The sequence below is a fragment of the Streptococcus suis genome, from assembly GCF_016743335.1.
Taxonomy (GTDB): domain Bacteria; phylum Bacillota; class Bacilli; order Lactobacillales; family Streptococcaceae; genus Streptococcus; species Streptococcus suis_Y.
Map to the genome: position 1 here is coordinate 36140 of NZ_WCJE01000005.1, position 18531 is coordinate 54670.

The 18531-nt window shown below is 38.3% G+C and carries 17 protein-coding genes; 5 read left to right on the forward strand and 12 right to left on the reverse strand.

Annotated features, from left to right (window positions below; all coding sequences use genetic code 11):
- The first annotated feature begins 104 nt into the window (after positions 1-104).
- Entirely contained in the window at positions 105-1130 is a 1026-nt protein-coding gene (locus F9856_RS02755) for a LacI family DNA-binding transcriptional regulator (RefSeq protein WP_105137198.1), read from the forward strand.
- Between the two features lie 354 nt (positions 1131-1484).
- Here F9856_RS02755 and F9856_RS02760 read toward each other — a convergent pair whose 3' ends face one another.
- Positions 1485-1895 (reverse strand): hypothetical protein, encoded by a 411-nt coding sequence (locus tag F9856_RS02760; RefSeq protein WP_105137199.1) that lies wholly within the window; start codon positions 1893-1895, stop codon positions 1485-1487.
- Positions 1896-2542: 647 nt separating this feature from the next.
- Between F9856_RS02760 and F9856_RS02765 the strand changes: the two genes are divergently transcribed.
- Positions 2543-3508, forward strand: coding sequence for a site-specific integrase (locus F9856_RS02765; protein ID WP_105137200.1), 966 nt, complete (start codon positions 2543-2545; stop codon positions 3506-3508).
- Between the two features lie 116 nt (positions 3509-3624).
- The gene (locus F9856_RS02770) at positions 3625-4995 is read left to right on the forward strand and encodes a hypothetical protein (protein ID WP_202105656.1); all 1371 of its coding nucleotides are present in this window, start codon (positions 3625-3627) and stop codon (positions 4993-4995) included.
- 545 nt (positions 4996-5540) lie between these two features.
- On the opposite strand, the gene F9856_RS02775 is transcribed toward F9856_RS02770, so the two are convergent.
- From F9856_RS02775 to F9856_RS02825, 11 genes are all read right to left on the reverse strand, one after another.
- Positions 5541-6029, reverse strand: coding sequence for a YkgJ family cysteine cluster protein (locus tag F9856_RS02775; protein ID WP_002936504.1), 489 nt, complete (start codon positions 6027-6029; stop codon positions 5541-5543).
- Between the two features lie 51 nt (positions 6030-6080).
- Positions 6081-6728 carry a Maf family protein gene (locus F9856_RS02780; protein ID WP_044683274.1) on the reverse strand — a complete coding sequence of 216 codons (648 nt, stop codon included), beginning with the start codon at positions 6726-6728 and terminating at the stop codon, positions 6081-6083.
- A 51-nt stretch (positions 6729-6779) separates the two neighbouring features.
- Positions 6780-8864, reverse strand: coding sequence for a cell surface ecto-5'-nucleotidase Nt5e (gene nt5e, locus F9856_RS02785; protein WP_202105657.1), 2085 nt, complete (start codon positions 8862-8864; stop codon positions 6780-6782).
- A gap of 564 nt (positions 8865-9428) precedes the next feature.
- Positions 9429-10700, reverse strand: coding sequence for a dihydroorotase (locus tag F9856_RS02790; protein WP_202105658.1), 1272 nt, complete (start codon positions 10698-10700; stop codon positions 9429-9431).
- 39 nt (positions 10701-10739) lie between these two features.
- On the reverse strand, positions 10740-11393 hold the full coding sequence (locus F9856_RS02795; protein WP_024417311.1) for a uracil-DNA glycosylase: 654 nt from the start codon (positions 11391-11393) through the stop codon (positions 10740-10742).
- 9 nt (positions 11394-11402) lie between these two features.
- Complete coding sequence (locus tag F9856_RS02800; RefSeq protein ID WP_202105659.1) at positions 11403-12329, reverse strand: glycosyltransferase family 2 protein; 927 nt, start codon at positions 12327-12329, stop codon at positions 11403-11405.
- Between the two features lie 108 nt (positions 12330-12437).
- Complete coding sequence (gene pyrE / locus F9856_RS02805; protein WP_014637891.1) at positions 12438-13070, reverse strand: orotate phosphoribosyltransferase; 633 nt, start codon at positions 13068-13070, stop codon at positions 12438-12440.
- A 137-nt stretch (positions 13071-13207) separates the two neighbouring features.
- Positions 13208-13534 carry an inorganic diphosphatase gene (locus tag F9856_RS02810; protein WP_202105660.1) on the reverse strand — a complete coding sequence of 109 codons (327 nt, stop codon included), beginning with the start codon at positions 13532-13534 and terminating at the stop codon, positions 13208-13210.
- Entirely contained in the window at positions 13527-14222 is a 696-nt protein-coding gene (pyrF, locus tag F9856_RS02815; protein WP_202105661.1) for an orotidine-5'-phosphate decarboxylase, read from the reverse strand. Before pyrF ends, F9856_RS02810 begins: the two co-directional genes overlap by 8 nt.
- A 165-nt stretch (positions 14223-14387) precedes the next feature.
- Positions 14388-15329, reverse strand: coding sequence for a dihydroorotate dehydrogenase (locus F9856_RS02820; RefSeq protein WP_202105662.1), 942 nt, complete (start codon positions 15327-15329; stop codon positions 14388-14390).
- 9 nt (positions 15330-15338) lie between these two features.
- Complete coding sequence (locus F9856_RS02825; RefSeq protein WP_236659528.1) at positions 15339-16112, reverse strand: dihydroorotate dehydrogenase electron transfer subunit; 774 nt, start codon at positions 16110-16112, stop codon at positions 15339-15341.
- A 208-nt stretch (positions 16113-16320) separates the two neighbouring features.
- On the opposite strand from F9856_RS02825, the gene F9856_RS02830 reads away from it, so the two are divergent.
- Positions 16321-17232, forward strand: coding sequence for a LysR family transcriptional regulator (locus tag F9856_RS02830; protein WP_202105664.1), 912 nt, complete (start codon positions 16321-16323; stop codon positions 17230-17232).
- A 162-nt stretch (positions 17233-17394) separates the two neighbouring features.
- Complete coding sequence (locus tag F9856_RS02835; protein ID WP_202105665.1) at positions 17395-18522, forward strand: glucose-1-phosphate adenylyltransferase; 1128 nt, start codon at positions 17395-17397, stop codon at positions 18520-18522.
- Positions 18523-18531: the final 9 nt, after the last annotated feature.

Below are 18531 nucleotides of genomic sequence, written 5' to 3' on the forward strand. Positions count from 1 at the left end.
TAAATCAGTCAATGTTTTAGTTCAAAAAAACAAAATTTTAGCTAAACTTTGTTTAATTTAGTAAATGTGGTAAAATAAAACTGAATAACATAAAGGAAAACATTATGAAATTAGAAGATATTGCAAAATTAGCTGGGGTCTCCAAAGGCGCTGCTTCATTAGCATTAAATAATAAATCTGGTGTGAGCGAGGAGACTCGAAAAAAAGTTTTGGAAATAGCACGGGAGGCAAATTATACTCCACTAAGACAAAAGAAAAAACACCAAATATCAGAACAGGAATTTGAACCTAAAATTATTTATTTTGTAGCCTGCCAAAGTGAAGACATTGTTACACAAAGTTATCAAAATCAGCCGTTTTTTGATGAATTGTTAACAGCGATTGCTACAGAAGCAAGAAAAAAAGGGAATATCTCCCTTGCTCTACGTACGATTGACCATCTGAATATCCGAGATAATATTCTGAATCTTTATAAAGAAAATAAAATGGATGGTATCATTTTATTAGCTACAAGTTTAGAAACCAATGAAATCAAGTCAATCGAAGAATTACACATCCCTTTAGTTTTACTTGATACTTGTGTGCCTGAATGTAATATTAATTTTGTTACAATAAATAATTTTCAAGGAGGATACCTAGCAGGAAAACAGATTTGTAAACGTCAATACAATTCTATTGGATATGCTCAATCTGAGACTCGAATATATAATTTCGAAGAAAGAAAAAAAGGACTATTCAAAGCTCTTAGTGAAAACGAGTTATCAATAATTGAGGAAAATATTTTTACATTCTCACCAACAAAAATTGAAATCGATGAAACGATGAGGAGAGAACAATTTATCAAACCTAATCAACCACAAGTCATTTTTTGCGACAACGATTATATCGCGATTAGCCTAATCAAAACATTAAATGCTTTTTCAATAAAAGTTCCAGAAGATATAGCTGTAATTGGTTTTGATAATATTAGAGAAAGTAGTGTGCTGACTCCTGAATTATCAACTATTAATGTATCAAAGCATTTAATGGCACAAACTGCTTTGAATCAGATTTTGGAGGTCATTGAAGACCCCTGTAACAAACAACAATTTTACATTGGTACAAACTTTATAGCGAGACAGTCATTCTAAAGAATTGCATTCGTTAAGAGCCTACGACTACATACTAGTATCAACTCAAAGCCAAAATTTAAAAGAATCTAGAAAAATCGTAATTCTTGACTTTTCCTAGATTCTTTTAATTGTTTCAATTTTTGTTTTAGAAGCTCTATAATAATCCATTATTTCTCATATCATTTTTATCTACTAGACTATTACTGATATGAAATAGGGTCTCACTTGTTAAATATTCATACAAAACAAAACGCATAAATCCAACTTTTTAGGATTTACGCGTTTTTCTATTAATCTATTTTTATTAATTCGTCTTTTTTTGAGTATTTTTCAAATTGCACTGTATTTTCTTCTAGCTTGTTGTTAATTGTGCTAGTAATAGATTACAGCATCAGGACCATTTGAGTAGTCATCAAATCCGTGTAATTGGATAGCATCAAGTAGTGAACTATTATTTGCATCATACAAAAATTTTTGCCATTTACCTAATAAGAGCTGTTTAACTAAAATTTCAATTTGAAGCTCAATATCTTCTTCAATTAACTCCGAAGTTTCAGCATGTAATTCATTTTCTACAATGACAAAACATTGTTGATTCTCAAATCTAATGGTCAATTTATCATTATTTCTTGAAAAAGAAATCGTCGCAAAATCTTCATCTGTGTAATAATAATCACTAACAAGATCAATACCATTACCGTTTATCATTAAGATTTTTTTGCATTTCATTTCTAAATCAACAATGATTGACACAAAGTTTTCAATTAAATATTCATTAATCATAAAATCTTTCTCCTTTCTTTTTTTATTTAGTTTAGATTAATAGAAAATATATTATTTCATAGATTTACCTCCTCTCTCTTTCAAAGATTAGTATGCCACTTTTTTCAAAACAAAAAAAATCGTGTAGAGAATTCTTCAAGCTAGCAAATGATATCTAATCGTTTTTTATTTTTGTGAAAAAGCGACATAATACTATTGAAAAAAATTGAATTACTAGAGAAAGAAGGTGATAAGCTCATTATCGATTGTATTTTCACACTGGACACGGTGAAAAAGAAAGTTCAACTGATAATAGACTCTTTTTGTGAGGTGTCATTGACTTATGAAAAGAGATCGAAACAAGAATGAAGTAAATGGTTATTCTGCTGAATAATATGAAGTACAGAATAACCATTTATCAAAAAATATAGTACAGAAAAAAGTGTTTAACAGTGGTAAAAATAGTGTATATAGGTTTAAAAAGTAATCAGTTCAATGACATTTGATTTTACCAAAGAAGAAAAACGGTGCCAACTGAATTTCTTTACAAACGTTATTCTCTATGAGAAAGCCTCGACGGGTAATATCAGAGCATACCCAGCTCATCTAAAAAGGGTGGGAGGCAGTTTACCAGTAATATGCATTCTATCAAAGAAAGGAGAAAGAAAATGCCACGAAAAAAGAACTCATTAAAGCACGATATCTTCGTCGCAGCAACAAAAGATGTTACAAATAATACCTCACGTACTTCTTACAAAAGATCCGCAACTCGATTTTCAAAATGGGCTAAGATCAACGGAATAAAGAAAATTTCGGAAATCACAGAAGAAGTTCTTCAACAATATCATAATAATCTTCAACAAGATCCTAAACAATACACAGCAGCAACAATTCATACATACCTTGCACCAATTTGTAAAGCAGCAGGAATTAATTTAAACCGAATTCGAAAACAAAAAAGGACAAGCGATAAAATAATCCGCGGACGAAAACAAGAGGCAAATGCACAAGGGAAAAATCAAGAATTGAACTCTCGCTTCTCTCGCCTAATCGCATTTCAGAAAGTAGTTGGTATTCGTCGAAACGAATTAAAGAATTTAACAGGAAAAGATTTGAAATTCGATGAATATGGGAATTGCTATATTCACGTAAAGCGGGGCAAAGGCGGTAAAAAACAAATGCAATATATTCTGCCGAAAGACATCGAGTTGGTAAGACAGACTTTTTATGGAATAGGAGAAAATGAACCTGTCTTCTCAGACAACGAGATGAACAATCAAATCAATTTACATGCATTACGCGCTCAACATTCTCGCGATAGCTATTTCTATTATCTAGAAAAAATTCAAGCTAATCCAAAAATGAGACACGCACTCTCACATTTATTAATTACACGATGGGAAGAAGGCCATCAAAAATTGAAAAAGGAATCACAAAGCAAATACGAAAGACAGCGTAGAAATTTTATTTTTGATTTAAGAGATGAAGCATATATTTTACGTGGCTCAAATAAATCAAAAGCAGTTGCTTCTGGAATGCCAATTGAGTATAACCGACTTGCTTTAATGGCTGTATCCGTTTTGAATTTATCACATTGGCGTTTATCTGTTACGGTCACTAATTACATTTTATAATGAACAGTAAATAATATTTTGGAATAATCAGATGATATACATATAATCGACCAAAAATACTCTTTACGATGTCATATTCTGTCATAATATACTTTGAGAAAAGAAAAGAGTAAACAATGCTTAATAATATTTCAGAAAAATATACTAGGAATGAAACAATCATCAGACAATGTTTTCAAGAAAATCCTGGATTTTTAAGTATAGATGGAATTGACATAAAATTTGAGACGGAAGTAACTATCGTCGATAGTATTTCGATTACTACTTTTGCTGATAACTTTTTTGAATTAGATATCAATTCATCTTATAATAAAAATGGCAGAATAAAAGAAATTGAAATACTATCTCCAAATTTTGGGAAAATTGTTTTTCGTTTTAATAATTCTAATTTTGATATGAAGTGCAAATGTTTCGTTCGACTTATTTTAGGTGATTTAAATGTAAAAACTTCTACAATGAAACAAATAATGTCAAAATTGAAAAACGTATTAACCTGTATAACTATCTTTTCAAATATTGACATTATACATCCAACTGAAGAAGATATCATAATTCAAGGAATTGAGATTGCATACACCTTTTCTACGTTAGAAAAAATTTCATATCAAACAAGACTACTTCTACTAAGAATATTCTCAAAAGTTGAACAGCCAAATAAATCCAGGTATGTGGGAATAGAAGACGATCCATTTGATCATCACATTATTTCAGCAAAATTAGGATACAACTATTCGATAGTTTTATATGATAAATCAGCAAAAGCACAATCGGACAATCACTTAGAGAATATTAAAAATCATGGTTATAGAATTTATAGACTTGAATTTGTAATAAAAAGAGGGAAAATTACTGAGTTGCTTGGATCACGAATCCTATCTGATATTACAGACGAAACCATAAAAAATTTTTTTAATGAGCAGATCAATCTAGCTGTTATCAATCTCATTCATGAAATAAAAAAATCTGTACAATTAACTGACAAGACATTGAATTACTATTTTAAAGAGTTTGGCAATCGTGATTATATTCATCGTTTTTTCTCTGGTATTCTAACTCCTGCATTAGAAAAATCAATGGCAATTGCTTTAGATGAGGAAATTTTTTGTCATTTAAAACTACCGTTTATCAAATCTCCTAAAAATAAAAGTAGGATTAGAAGACAATTGATTAATGAATGCATTATTCAAAGTAAAGACAAGAAGTACATACTTTCAAAAATGATAACGTGGCAAACCTTAATAATATTAAAAATTATGAACTGCTACATCTACTGTGACGAAATTCAATCAACAACTGCCAATCAAAATTTCAATGATGTGGGAATGAAAGTAATATCTCTAAAACCATTTAACAACAAGACAAGGATAGCTATCTATAACGACCTTCTCTCTTCGAGAACTAAAAGCACTACCATTGAAAAAATAATACTCGATAGATGGAAAAAAATAGATCATAAAAAGTATATAATTTATAAATTTACTGAATAGGTTAAGTATGATGTATTGCAGTTTACAATACATCTTTTATTTTAATCTTCAATTGGGCAAAATTTTGGGCAAATTTTGATTATCATTGCACATTATTGCATAGCAAAGAAAAATATCATAAAAAATAGAATTGTATTAAAAATTAGAAAAAGCCTTATTAATCAAGGCTTTACATGGTTAGCAACTCTATTTTATCGTTGATTTACTTTTTCACTCAAACCATGGTAATAATTCAACCATTGAATAATTGCCATGGGGTCCTCCTAAATATGATTCATTGAAAAAAGCCGTAAAAACGGCTTTAGATTGAAGAAAAAGCCCATTTTGGACAATTTTTTTCAATCTTTTTTCTTTGTGTTGAAAATTAAAAACTCTCAGAAACGCCGAAATATCAATGTTTCTAAGAGTTTAATAACTTGCTATCTTTCGCAAACTTCTTCAAGTTTTTATATTTTTAGGAGTTTGTCTACGTTCTGAAGCTGTAAAAACGGCTTATTTTTTTATTATTATAGCAGAAAATCAATATTTTGTCTTACTTGTTCCTCCTAAATTCTCTCCCGTAACTTTTCGACAAAGAGATAGGCTGCGGGACAAATCAGAGTATTTTTTATTGTTAAATTGTTGATTTGATAAATCTTCTTGCGGTCAGTATGCGGAAATTCTCGACAGGCTTTGGGACGAGCATCATAGATACTACATAGATTATCGCCTCCAAGGAAGGGACAGGGCATGGATTGAAATACCTTATCTCCGTCCTCATCCACACGCAAATACATATCCTCAAAAACTGGAAGTTTCATGCGCAAATGCTTGGCAATTCGGGTAATATCTGCTTCTGTAAAGAGCGGTCCCAACGTTTTGCAACAGTTGGCACACTCTGTACAGTCGATTTCAGAAAATACTTCGGCATGAATATCTTGAACAATTCTATCCAAATTTTTAGGTGCTTTTTTCTTCAAATTTGCTAGAAATTTTCGATGTTCTCCTTGCTTCTGCTGGGCCAATTGCTTGTATCTTTCAATGTCGACGGTCATAAACTCTCCTTTTCGACCACTATTATACCACAAACTAGCTATTGAGCTCTGCTATTTTTCAAAACCTTCTTCAGAAAAAATCCTGCGGGAAACTTCGGCTACGGGCAGACCAATAATGGTGTGAATATCCCCAGAAATACCTGCTACAAAGCGTGGATCCAGCTCCTGAATACCGTAGGCACCGGCCTTATCCAGTGGCTGCTTTTCACGAATATATGATTGAATAACCTCTTCAAGGGCTGGATAATAGTCAACAAAATCAATCTGGGCAACCGTATAAAAAACATCCAGTGAGTGTCTTGTCCGTAGGCAGACAGATGTAACAACGTGATGACTCTTTCCAAAATAGGAACGTAATATGGTTTCGGATTCTGTCAAATCTTGAGGCTTGTTAAAAATTTGCCCATCTGACACGACGATTGTATCCGCAGAAATGTAGAGATGACCAGTTACCAAATCCATGTCCGATTTGGCTTTGGAAATTTCACAACAGGTTTTTGCAGCTCGAGTGAGAAAATCATCTGTAGCGAATTGTTTCATAAAATGTTTTTCGATACCACGCTCATCCACTTCAACTGATGCAATTTGTGGTTGTAAAAATCCCAATAATTGTTTACGACGCGGGGAGTTACTAAGCAGAACGTAAGAACTAATCTGCTCACGATCCCCCTCTTTTTGATATTGAAATACAGTTTGCATGTTTCCTCCAGTCAAAAACAGAGTCCGAAGACCCTGTTTTCAGAAGATTGATTAATTTTCTTTTCTACGACCTACTGCCATGGCCAGTCCTGCAAGACCTAAACCAAACAGGCTGAGCGTCAGATTCATCTGATCACCAGTATTTGGCAAGACTCCTGCTTTTGTAGTTTTTACTGGACTTGCTACTTCTGGTTTTTTATCTCCTACTTTCGGAGAATCAACTGGGGCCTTCTTGTCCGTTGCTGAAGTATTTTGTACTTGATTAGATGGTGAATCCGTATTTTCGGCTGGAACAGTTTCTGGATTTGAGGCTGGATTTTCTGGATCAGTATCCAATAAAATTTCGATAAAGTCTGGGTAGCCATCTTCATCCGTATCAATGCTTGAATTTACAGGAATGATACGTGAATATGGGTTGACAACCTCATAAGCTGATAAGTCAGCTGTCTTTAGGTATTCAGCAAAGACGCTGTCCATTGAAGGACCTTCTTCACGTGCTCCGCCAAGCATTGTGTAGCCATCACCACCAGCAGCAAGGAAGTCATTTGTTGCTAAATAGTACGTTTTTTCAAGATCCAAGGCGTCATATTCGCCAGTCTCTGGATTAAGAATACCGATAAGAAGAACACGTTCTTCTACAGGAAGAGTTGGATCGTAGAATACATTTGCTCCTGAAATGTGTAGGAATCCACCACTAGCTTCAAAGAGCGGCATACCATTTTCATCTAAAAGCATCTCGCCAGTTTCTGGATTCACTTGCAATGTAGATGATAAAGACTTGGTAAACATATCATAAATTTGCTGACCAGTCACAGTGATTTGAGAAACAATGTTACCAAATGGCAAGACTGCAATAATATCACCTTTTGTAACAGGCTGATCTTTAGCAATTGTTGCACGTAGACCACCACCGTTAGTCACAGCAAGGCTAGTTTTGTTTGAAAATCCTGTTTGACCATAGGCATAGATCGCATCCGTCACTGCATTCCCCAAGTTGGTTTCACGAACACGCACGTTTGAGCGGTCTCCGTTTAATTCCACTGGGTTATTTTCAATAACTACTTGAGCATTTTCAGCTTCATATTTTGCTTTAATTTCATCAACCAAGGCTGCGATTTTAGCATTTGGCGTCACGTTCTTAGTATCCTCAGCAGAAATCAAACTAGCTTCACCCAATAATTTATCGGATTTCAAGGTTACTTTACCAATATTGTTCAAGTAAGAGCCTGTTTGATTATAAGTAACGTTATCTCCATAGGTAGTCGCTTCTACCGTGTGGGAATGACCATCAATAACAATAACACGTTTACCAGCTAATTTACTATTTTTAGAAAGTGCTTCAGCAAGAGTTGAACCTCTCCATTCAACAGGTGTTGTAGAATCGACACCTAGGTGAGCTAGAATGATATAGTTCTTGTAAACACGATTATCTGCTAGAGCACGCGCTTCCACTTCGTCAATCACTTTATTGACTTCTGTGACTGGGTCGGTAAACGTTACTCCCTCAACATTTTTCGGATGGGTTTTTGTAGCAGTTTCAGGTGTTGTTACACCGATAACTACAAATTCATCGCCTACAACAGTTGGAGTTTTATCGACAATAGTTGAAGCTTCAAAAACACGAGCACCATTAACGTAAGTGTTAGCACTCAATAGCGGGAAGTTCAAAGTTTCCTTGTACTTGATTGCTTGATCCATCCCAAAGTCAAATTCATGGTTACCAACAGCCATTGCATCATAGCCGACTTGGTTCATGATATTGGCGCGGTCTTCACCTTTTGTAGAGTTGGAAATTGGAAGTCCTTGGAAGGCATCACCAGCATCTACTACAATTGTATTTTCTACTTTGGCACGTTCTTCTTCAATGACTGCTGCAGCCTTAGCGTCACCGATGACATTCTTTTCTTCAAGAATGCGACCGTGAACGTCGTTTGTGTGGATAATGACTGCCTCTACTGTTTCTTCCGCAGCAGGAACAACAGTTTCCTCCGTTGCTACATTTTCAACTGACGTTGCTGGCTGATTGGTTGTGGTAGCTGCAGTCGTTGTCTCAGCAGCTTGTACTTGTTGAGCTAAAACAAATGGCGCCAACAAGAGTGTGGACATTACAGGCAACAAGATTTTTTTCTTTTTCATAAATAGACCTTTCTTCGGCATTTTTTATATCTCTATTATACACTTTTTATCAAAAAACAAAAACATTAAAATCGCTTACATGCCAAAAAGGTTCGAAATAAGGGAGCAGAAAAGAACTCGACTGGTCAAAAAAGAGTTCGTCAACAAGTCTTTATTTCTAGTTGTTGAGCTAAAACAGTCTATCCCCAGACATCAATTTATGTGAGCTGACTGCCGTCAGCTTATATCTCCCACTTTAAAAGGTCTCCCAGACCTTTTAAACTCCCACCCCCGCATAGCTCCAAAGGTTTGGGGAACCTTTGGAGGTCGGAGATAGAGCGAACAGAGTTCGCTACAAAACTGTCTGGGAGACAGTTTGAGGTTGGAGATAAGGCGAACTCTGTTCGCATCAGTCGTAGAGGTCAGATTTGGAGTGTAAAACACGAATTGCTGAGATTTGCTTCGCAAATCCTATCTCCAACCTTTAACAGTCCACTGGACTGTTAAACCCAATCAACCACTGCGCTGAGATGTTGACACGAACCCTGAGAAGCGAGGTTAAGCTTTTTGCCCAGCCTCCATTTCCTATTTACCAAATACTATTTGTCCATTTGCAATGGTGTAAAGGACCTGTCCTTTCAGACTATCACCAACAAACGGAGAATTAGCAGACTTCGAGGCAAAATCTGCTGTGACCAACCGATTTGCATTTGGGTCAAAAATAACAAGATCAGCTGGGCCATTTTCAGCAAGATAGCCAGCATCAAGACCATAGAGCTTGGCTGGATTAATAGTCATTTTCTCCAACAATTGCACGAGGGTCAGATGCCCTTCTTCCACCAGATGCGTCAAACCAAGTGAAAGCGAGGTTTCCAAGCCTGTCATTCCTGAAGGAGCTTGCGTAAGATCCTCTACATTTTTCTCATCTGCATGATGAGGTGCATGGTCCGTCGCAATGACAGAGATAACACCAGATTTCAATCCCTCAATAACCGCTAATCTGTCACTTTCCAAGCGTAATGGCGGATTCATTTTAGCATTGGCACCTTTTGTTAGAAGTAAGTCCTCAGTTCGTGAAAAATGTTGGGGTGCTACTTCTGCCGTGACGTTTGCTCCGAGACCTTGAACAAATTCAACCACCTTGACCGACTCGGCTTTGGATAGATGCTGGATATGAACACGCGCTCCCGTTTCATAGGCAATCATGACATCGCGAGCGACCATACTGTATTCTGCTACGCCTGTTGCTCCACAAACATGAAAATGTTTTTCAGCTACTTGCTCGTTGAGTCCCAAGACACCATTCAGGTCAGGGTCTTCTTCATGCAGACTGATGAGACAGCCCTGCTCTTTGGCTAATTTCATAGCTTTTCTAACCACGCCAGCATTTGTCAAAGGAATACCGTCGTCCGAAAAGGCCACCGCTCCCGCCTCTAGCAAAGCAGGAAAATCGGTCAGATTTTGACCGTCGAAATGATCTGTAATGGTTGCCACACTATAAATGTGAATAGCTTCTTTTTTAGCGGAATCCAATACTTCTTTTAAGGTTTCAACATTTGAAATCGTCGGATTAGTGTTAGCCATCATGACAACAGAAGTAAAACCACCCGCTGCTGCAGAAAGAGCTCCTGTATGAATATCTTCTTTATGGGTCTGACCAGGCTCCCGAAAATGCACATGAACATCGACCAAACCAGGAGCAACGACTAATCCTGTCGCATCAATCACTTCTTGCTCAACTTCTTCTGAAATAGACCCCGCAATCTTAACAATCTTACTTCCGTCCATCAAGATGTCGCAAACCTTGTCTAAACCAGATTGCGGATCCAATACACGACCATTTTTCACTAATAACATTCATATTCTCCTTTGTAGTACCAAAGCCATTACCATCTACTATCGCAGCCAATCAATTCCTGTTCTACCTTGTGAAGTCAAGTAGGCATTTGCTTGTGAAAAGGGCTTGCTTCCGAAGAAACCTCGATAGGCTGAAAGAGGGCTTGGATGAGCAGATTCGATAACCAGATGTTTTGGATTGGTTATCAACGCCTTTTTCTTGCGAGCATAAGCACCCCAAAGAATATAGACAACAGGCTGGTCTAAGCTATTGACCACCTTAATAACAGCGTCCGTAAAAGGCTCCCAGATTTGCCCTGCATGTCCATTTGCCTGACCTGCTGGCACAGTTAAACAAGCATTGAGCAAAAGCACACCTTGTTCCGCCCATGCTGTCAAATCATGATCTTGTTTGACGCCAATATCATCCGTCAATTCTTTTAAGATGTTTTGAAGAGATGGCGGAGCTGGTACCGAGTTCGGAACAGAAAATGACAAGCCCTGTGCCTGACCAGGTCCGTGATAGGGATCCTGTCCCAAAATAACTACTTTAACCTCTTCCAAATCCGTTGTTTGAATGGCAGCAAATACCTTCTCACGAGGCGGATAAATGGTTCCACCAGAATAAACATGATCTAAAAACTGATTGATTTTACCAAAATAATGCTCTGGCAACTGTGCCTTTATCAATTCGTGCCAAGCTGAATGTTCCATAAACTGCTCCTAGTTTGAACTTTTCTCTTTAACAATATAAATCGGACGTTTCTTCGTTTCCAAGAAAACTTTTGCCAAATATTTACCGAGAATACCAATGGTCATCAACTGCAAACCTCCCAAAAATAGGATGATACAAATAGTCGACGGCCAGCCAATTGTAGGATCTCCGAACACCAAGGTTTTGAAAACCACAAAAACCATTAGAACTAGCGACAATAGGAAGGTGAAGAAACCTGTATAGGAGGCAATATTCAAAGGTGTATCTGAAAAATTGATGATTCCTTCAATAGAATAAGAAAGCAATTTCCAGAAAGACCAACTAGTTTCACCAGCAACCCTCTCAACATTTTCATATGGCAAGTATTCTGTCTCAAATCCAACCCAGGCAAAAATGCCTTTTGAAAAGCGATTGTATTCAGACACAGATAGAATAGCATCTACCATGTGACGACGCATGAGACGGAAATCACGGGCACCGTCTACTACCTCGACCTGGCTGATTTTATTCATCAATTTGTAGAATAATTTCGCAAAAAAGCTTCGAATCGGTGGCTCACCATCACGACTGACACGACGGGTTCCAACGCAATCTAAATCTGGATTTCCATCCAACATAGCCTTCATTTCCATCAACATTTCGGGTGGATCTTGCAAATCAACATCCATAACGGTTACAAGATCCCCTTGCGCAGCTTGTAGACCTGCATAGAGAGCAGCTTCTTTCCCGAAATTCCTTGAAAAGGAAAGATAGCGAACAGCTCGGTCTTGACCAGACAATTGGCGTAAAACCGTTAATGTCCTATCCTTTGAACCATCATTGACAAAAATATACTCAAATTGTTCCCCCATCTCCTTACGAACTTTCTCCATAGCATCGTAAAAATAGGGAATTGCCTCTTCTTCATTAAAACAAGGCACGATAACTGAAATCATGTTCTTCTCCTCATACGGTCAATTATTGTATTCTCAAAATACGTTGGAGACTATTATACCATTTTACAGGATAAGTTCCCAGAAATCGTGCGTGGGCTCGTTTTAAATCTAGTCTTCCTGCCAAGTTTCTTGATTTTGACGGAACTTTTTAAGCAGATTCAAACCATCTGCATTGATATATCCCTGTACTTTTGCGACTTTGATTAACTCTGAATAATTGCTGAGCGTCACCAATTTCACGCCAGCATTGTCAAAATTACGATCTGCCTTTGGCAATTCATAAGTAAAGATTGCCACAACACCAATAACGTCAGCGCCTTCACGCTCAGCTGCTGCTACGGCATCTAGAACAGACCCTCCAGTAGAAATCAGATCTTCAACGACAACCATTTTTTGTCCCTTGACGATGCGCCCCTCTAATTGATTCCCTGCACCATGGTCTTTTGGCTTGCTACGGATGTAAGCAAATGGCAAATTCATCCGATCTGCAATGATAGCACCATGGGGAATACCTGCTGTGGCCGTTCCGGCAATCACCTCAACCTCAGGAAATTCTTCTTCAATGCGTTGGACAAAGCCATCTTCAATCAGATTTCGAGTTTCAGGATAAGATAGTGTAATACGATTATCTGTATAGATAGGGGATTTGATACCTGATGCCCATGTAAACGGCTTTTCAGGGCGCAGATGAACTGCCTTAATATCCAATAAGTGTGATGCGATTTCTGTTGCTAGTGTCATAATAGACCTCCTTCTAAATGCGTACCATTCCAACATGACCATCCCGCCGAATAGTCTGTCACTCCTAAAGTACTGGTTCAATCTATGAACCCTATAAAAAACTATATTTATCCCTGTTGAATTCTTACAGACTTCTCCTAGTCCACCATTTCAATCCATGAATTAAAATACTGTTCAATGAAATCGGTTTTCTCTTTTATTTCTGTCACGGTAAGTTTTTCATCAAGACCTGTCAGAACCCATTTATCCTCAACATCATCTCTGCGATGGATAATAGCGACCAATTTCCCCTCGAAAGCTGTCAAAGACTGCCGAACATCTTTGGAAATGATGTAAACATCTTGCTCTTCACCATCTCCAGCCAATAGATTTGGAATGTAGCCGTAATTGATGGGGTACTGGTTGCCAAATTTATCAATATACCCGATAGGTCTATCGATGATAACCTGATAAACCTTATCCACGATTCCATTCCTCTTTAATAGACAAATAGGTCTGGTAAGGATGTTCTGATTTTGTAATCGGGCGACCTACCACAATGTAATCACTACCGATTCGAGCAGCATCTGCGGGTGTCATAACTCGTTTCTGATCGCCTACTTCACCGCCAGTCGGACGAATCCCTGGCGTCAGGCACACAAAATCAGAACTCGTAGCACCTTTAATCAAAGCCACCTCATGCGCTGAACAAACCACCCCGTCAAGACCAGCTTCTTGTGCTCTTTGAGCATAATGAACAACCGCTTCCTGCAAACTAGTCTGTATATTCTGGTCTGTTCTCATCTGCTCCTCTGAGGTAGAGGTCAACTGAGTGACCGCTATTAAAACAGCATCCTTACCCAATCCCCTTCGTGCTGCCCGCATCATCTCAACACCACCAGCAGCGTGAACGTTGGTCATATCCACACCGAGTTTTGCCAAGACTTTCATAGTAAACTCGACGGTATTAGGAATATCATGCAGTTTCAAATCTAGAAAAATACTATGACCGCAGCCTTTCAAATAATTGATAATACCTGGTCCCTCCGCATAATACAACTCCATTCCAACCTTTACATAGAGTTTCTCATCTGGTGGGAACTGTTCCAGAAAAGACTGAACTTCTTCTTTACCTGCAAAGTCAAGGGCAATAATTGGTCTTGTTTCTTTCATAAAATCCTTTCATTATACACAAAAATCCCTGCCAAATCGGTCAGGGATGTGCACGAATTCAGCTTGAAAATCACCTTTCAAGCATATTACATGACACCTTCCTAGCCTCTCTGGACTTAGTTAAAGGAGATATTTTCTTTATATTACTCTTTTATTTTACCTTTGTCAACGCTTACCCAAGCTTTCTCTAACTTCTTGGCGTAAATTTTCTAGGGTGTCCATCCCATAAACATCCATGCGTTCGGGTAAATCCTTGATAATAGTTGGACAGGCAAATGGGTCTGTAAAATTGGCCGTTCCAACTCCAATCGCTGAAGCTCCTGCAATCATCATCTCTAAAGCCTTGTCAGCCGAATCCACACCACCCATGCCAATGATAGGAAGGTTGGTCATCTGAGCTACCTGACGAATGAGTTTGAGAGCAATCGGAAAAACTGCTGGGCCTGACATTCCTCCTGTACCATTTGCCAAGATTGGCTGGCGATTTTTAAGATTGAATCGCATACCAACCAAAGTATTTATCAACGTCAAGCCAGTCGCTCCAGCATCCTCAGCAGCCTTGGCCAACAGGGTTATGTCTGCCACACTTGGTGTCAACTTAACGTAAACAGGTACAGATGAGGCTTCGACTGCTGCTTTTACAGCCTGGTAAGCCAATTCAGGCACCTGTCCAATCAAAAGACCATTATTGCCATGGTCCACATTAGGACAGGAAATATTCAGCTCGATGGCTTTCACGTTTGAAGCCTTTGACATTTCCCCTGACACATAGGCATATTCTTCATTGGAAAAGCCTGCTACATTGGCAATGATTGGCAAATCTGGAAAATGTTGCGCTAGCCATGGTAATTTTTCGGATAAGACGGCATCAACACCTGGATTTTGAAGTCCAATGGCATTGAGCATACCTGCTGGTGTTTCGGCCACACGGGGAGTCGCATTTCCATAACGGGCACGACGGGTAGTCGCCTTAATCATAATGGAACCAAGCTGGTTAAGGTCATAGTAGTCCGCATACTCCTGACCAAAACCGAAGCAGCCAGAGGCTGGAATGATGGGATTTTTCAAGTCCAAGCCTGGTAAGGAAATCGCTAATCGTTTTGTCATATCAACCTCCTATAATATCAGACTGCCAGTAGCGAAAACAGGACCTTCTTTACAAACACGCTTGTTTTCATGCTCCTGGCCCTCTATAGGTTTGACCACACAGGCGTAGCATGCTCCCATGCCACAGGCCATGCGGGCTTCCAGGGAGATGTGGGCATGAGGATGGTCCTGAAAGCGTTGGTCAACATAGTTCATCATAGCTGGAGCCCCACATGAATAGATGGCAGCAAACTCGTCTGTTAGCTCTTCCACCACACGTGCAACCGTGCCTTTCTGCCCATAGGAGCCATCATCCGTTGTGACATGGACTTGGCCATAATTTGCCAATTCTTCTTCCAAAATGACAGCCTCTTTGGTGGCAAAGCCAATGACTGACGTGACATTGACACCACGGTTCGCCGCCTGTTTCGCCACTTCCACCAAGGGAGGAACTCCGATACCTCCACCAATGATGAGAATGTGGTCTCCTTCCTTGAGAAAGTCTATTTCAAACCCTTTCCCAAGCGGTCCCATGACATCCAAAAAGTGACCATTTGGCATTTTTGAAAAGACTTCCGTCCCCTGACCTTCCACTCGGTAAATAATCCGACAGTGCGATTTGATTTTATCAATCTCTGAAATAGAAATCGGTCTTCGCAGGAGCATGGAATCATCAGGAACACGAATATGGATAAACTGACCCATTTTCATATCCTGAACCATCTCACCTTGCAAGGTCATGGCAAAAATACGTGGAGCAAGCTGGACTTGATCAACTAGCAACATCTGTTCTTTTAAAATCATCTTCTCTCCTATTCTATGAAACACAGAAAGCAAGAAAGTCGATATAAGAGAAAAAACCTTGCTGGCTAGCAAGGTTACACGAAAAGAAGGCAACATTTGCCCTATTTATCACGTTCCCTTTTTCGCCTCTCTGGACTCAATTAAAGGATAAATTGTTAGAATTATACATTTTTTAAAATAATTTGTCAAATCATGTTACAATAGAAGTATGAGAATTCAACAATTGTACTATATTATCAAAATCGCAGAAACTGGCAGTATGAATGAGGCTGCCAAGCAACTCTTCATTACCCAACCCAGCCTTTCCAACGCCGTTCGAGACTTGGAAAAAGAGATGAATATCAAAATTTTTCTACGCAATTCAAAAGGGATTACATTGACAAAAGATGGTATGGAATTTCTTTCATATGCCCGTCAAATCGTAGAACAGACTGAACTGTTGGAAGACCGCTATAAAAACCCAAATGCCAAGCGACAACTGTTTAGTGTATCTTCCCAGCACTATGCCTTTGTGGTCAACGCATTCGTTTCTCTATTGAAAGAGACGGACTTGGAAGATTACGAACTATTTCTACGAGAAACGCGGACATGGGAAATCATTGATGACGTTAAGAACTTCCGTTCAGAAATCGGTGTCCTCTTCCTCAACCATTTCAACCGAGATGTTTTGTTAAAACTCTTGGACGATAACCGCCTATCTTATACACATCTATTTACTGCGAAACCACACGTATTTGTCAGCAAGACCAATCCACTAGCAAGTAAGAAATCCATTAGCCTTGAAGAACTAGCCGATTTCCCCTATCTCAGCTATGAGCAAGGTATCCACAACTCCTTCTACTTTGCCGAAGAGATTTTGGCTCAGGAACACCATAAAAAATCGATCGTTGTTTCTGACCGAGCCACCCTTTTTAATCTCTTAATTGGTCTAGATGGCTATACAATTGCGACTGGTATCTTAAATTCAAATCTCAATGGGGATAACATCGTATCTATTCCACTTGAATTTGATGATGAGATTGAATTGGTTTATATCCAACATGAAAAATCCATGTTATCGGACATGGGTGAAAAATTTATCAATTACTTGCTAGAAGAAGTAAAATTTGGTAAAAAATAAATCTATTCTTATATAGACATACACAAAACAATATGTTATAATATATTTATGAAAGCTTTTGAAAAGAAATTTGGAATATTTCACTTTTCTTCTAGGAAACGCTTTCATTTTTTTATAGTTTATGCTATAATACACATATCATATATATTAAGGAGTGGTTAGATGGCTCAAAATAAAATGTTAGCTATGATTCTTGCTGGTGGACGTGGTACGCGTTTAGAAGGGTTGACAAAAAAAGTCGCCAAACCAGCAGTCGCATTTGGCGGAAAGTACCGCATTATTGACTTTCCTCTCAGTAACTGTGCCAACTCTGGTATCGATATTGTCGGTGTATTGACCCAGTATGAACCTGTATTATTAAACTCTTATGTTGCACAATCCCAACGTTGGGGATTGGACGTACAAGGTTCTGGTATCTTTGTCCTGCCACCAAGTGAGAAGATTGAAGGTTTTGGTCTTTACAAAGGCACCGCTGATGCAATCACTCAAAATATTGACTTCATCGATCTTCATGATCCAGAATACGTCCTCATTCTTTCAGGTGACCACATCTACAAGATGAATTACGACAAACTCCTTGATACTCATATTCAGAAAAAAGCCGACGCTACAATTGCGGTTATTGAAGTGCCAATCAAAGAGGCTTCTCGCTTTGGTATCATGAATACGGATGAAGATTATCGCATTGAAGAATTCGAAGAAAAACCAGAAAATCCTAAGAGCAATTTGGCATCAATGGGTATCTATATCTTCACTTGGAAGACCTTGAAAAAGTACCTTCAAGAAGATGACAAATTGGACACTTCATCTCACGATTTTGGGCATGACATCATTCCGAAATACTTAGAAGATGGCCGCACTCTCATTGCCCATCCATTCCGTGGTTATTGGAAAGACGTAGGAACCGTTAACAGCCTCTGGGAATCCAATATGGACTTGATTGATCACGCTGGAGATTTGGACCTTTCTGATCGCTCATGGAGAATCTATTCAGAGGACAAGGGTTCTCCTGCCCAAGTCATTGGTGCGACTGCAACTGTTAAATCTGCCTATATTGATAAAGGAGCAGTTATTGATGGTACAGTAGAACATTCTGTTATTTCAACAGATGTACAGGTCAACCAAGATGCCGTAGTAAAAAATTCTGTCGTCCTGCCTGGTGCTATTATCGGCGAAGGTGTTGAGCTTGACTACGTCATCGTCGCTGAAAATATTAAAATTGCCGACGGAGTTAAACTCACAGGAGACATCGACCATATCCTCTTGATCGACAAGAATGTAACCAAGTAAGAAAGGACT

Coding starts and splice junctions, on each gene's coding strand:
- F9856_RS02800 (WP_202105659.1), bottom strand. CDS start 12,329: ATGATTTCAGTTATCGTGCCTTGTTTTAATGAAGAAGAGGCAATTCCC.
- F9856_RS02835 (WP_202105665.1), top strand. CDS start 17,395: ATGGCTCAAAATAAAATGTTAGCTATGATTCTTGCTGGTGGACGTGGT.
- F9856_RS02825 (WP_236659528.1), bottom strand. CDS start 16,112: ATGATTTTAAAAGAACAGATGTTGCTAGTTGATCAAGTCCAGCTTGCT.
- pyrE (WP_014637891.1), bottom strand. CDS start 13,070: ATGACACTAGCAACAGAAATCGCATCACACTTATTGGATATTAAGGCA.
- F9856_RS02755 (WP_105137198.1), top strand. CDS start 105: ATGAAATTAGAAGATATTGCAAAATTAGCTGGGGTCTCCAAAGGCGCT.
- F9856_RS02765 (WP_105137200.1), top strand. CDS start 2,543: ATGCCACGAAAAAAGAACTCATTAAAGCACGATATCTTCGTCGCAGCA.
- F9856_RS02780 (WP_044683274.1), bottom strand. CDS start 6,728: ATGCAAACTGTATTTCAATATCAAAAAGAGGGGGATCGTGAGCAGATT.
- pyrF (WP_202105661.1), bottom strand. CDS start 14,222: ATGAAAGAAACAAGACCAATTATTGCCCTTGACTTTGCAGGTAAAGAA.
- F9856_RS02775 (WP_002936504.1), bottom strand. CDS start 6,029: ATGACCGTCGACATTGAAAGATACAAGCAATTGGCCCAGCAGAAGCAA.
- F9856_RS02770 (WP_202105656.1), top strand. CDS start 3,625: ATGCTTAATAATATTTCAGAAAAATATACTAGGAATGAAACAATCATC.
- F9856_RS02760 (WP_105137199.1), bottom strand. CDS start 1,895: ATGATTAATGAATATTTAATTGAAAACTTTGTGTCAATCATTGTTGAT.
- nt5e (WP_202105657.1), bottom strand. CDS start 8,864: ATGAAAAAGAAAAAAATCTTGTTGCCTGTAATGTCCACACTCTTGTTG.
- F9856_RS02790 (WP_202105658.1), bottom strand. CDS start 10,700: ATGTTATTAGTGAAAAATGGTCGTGTATTGGATCCGCAATCTGGTTTA.
- F9856_RS02830 (WP_202105664.1), top strand. CDS start 16,321: ATGAGAATTCAACAATTGTACTATATTATCAAAATCGCAGAAACTGGC.
- F9856_RS02795 (WP_024417311.1), bottom strand. CDS start 11,393: ATGGAACATTCAGCTTGGCACGAATTGATAAAGGCACAGTTGCCAGAG.
- F9856_RS02820 (WP_202105662.1), bottom strand. CDS start 15,329: ATGACAAAACGATTAGCGATTTCCTTACCAGGCTTGGACTTGAAAAAT.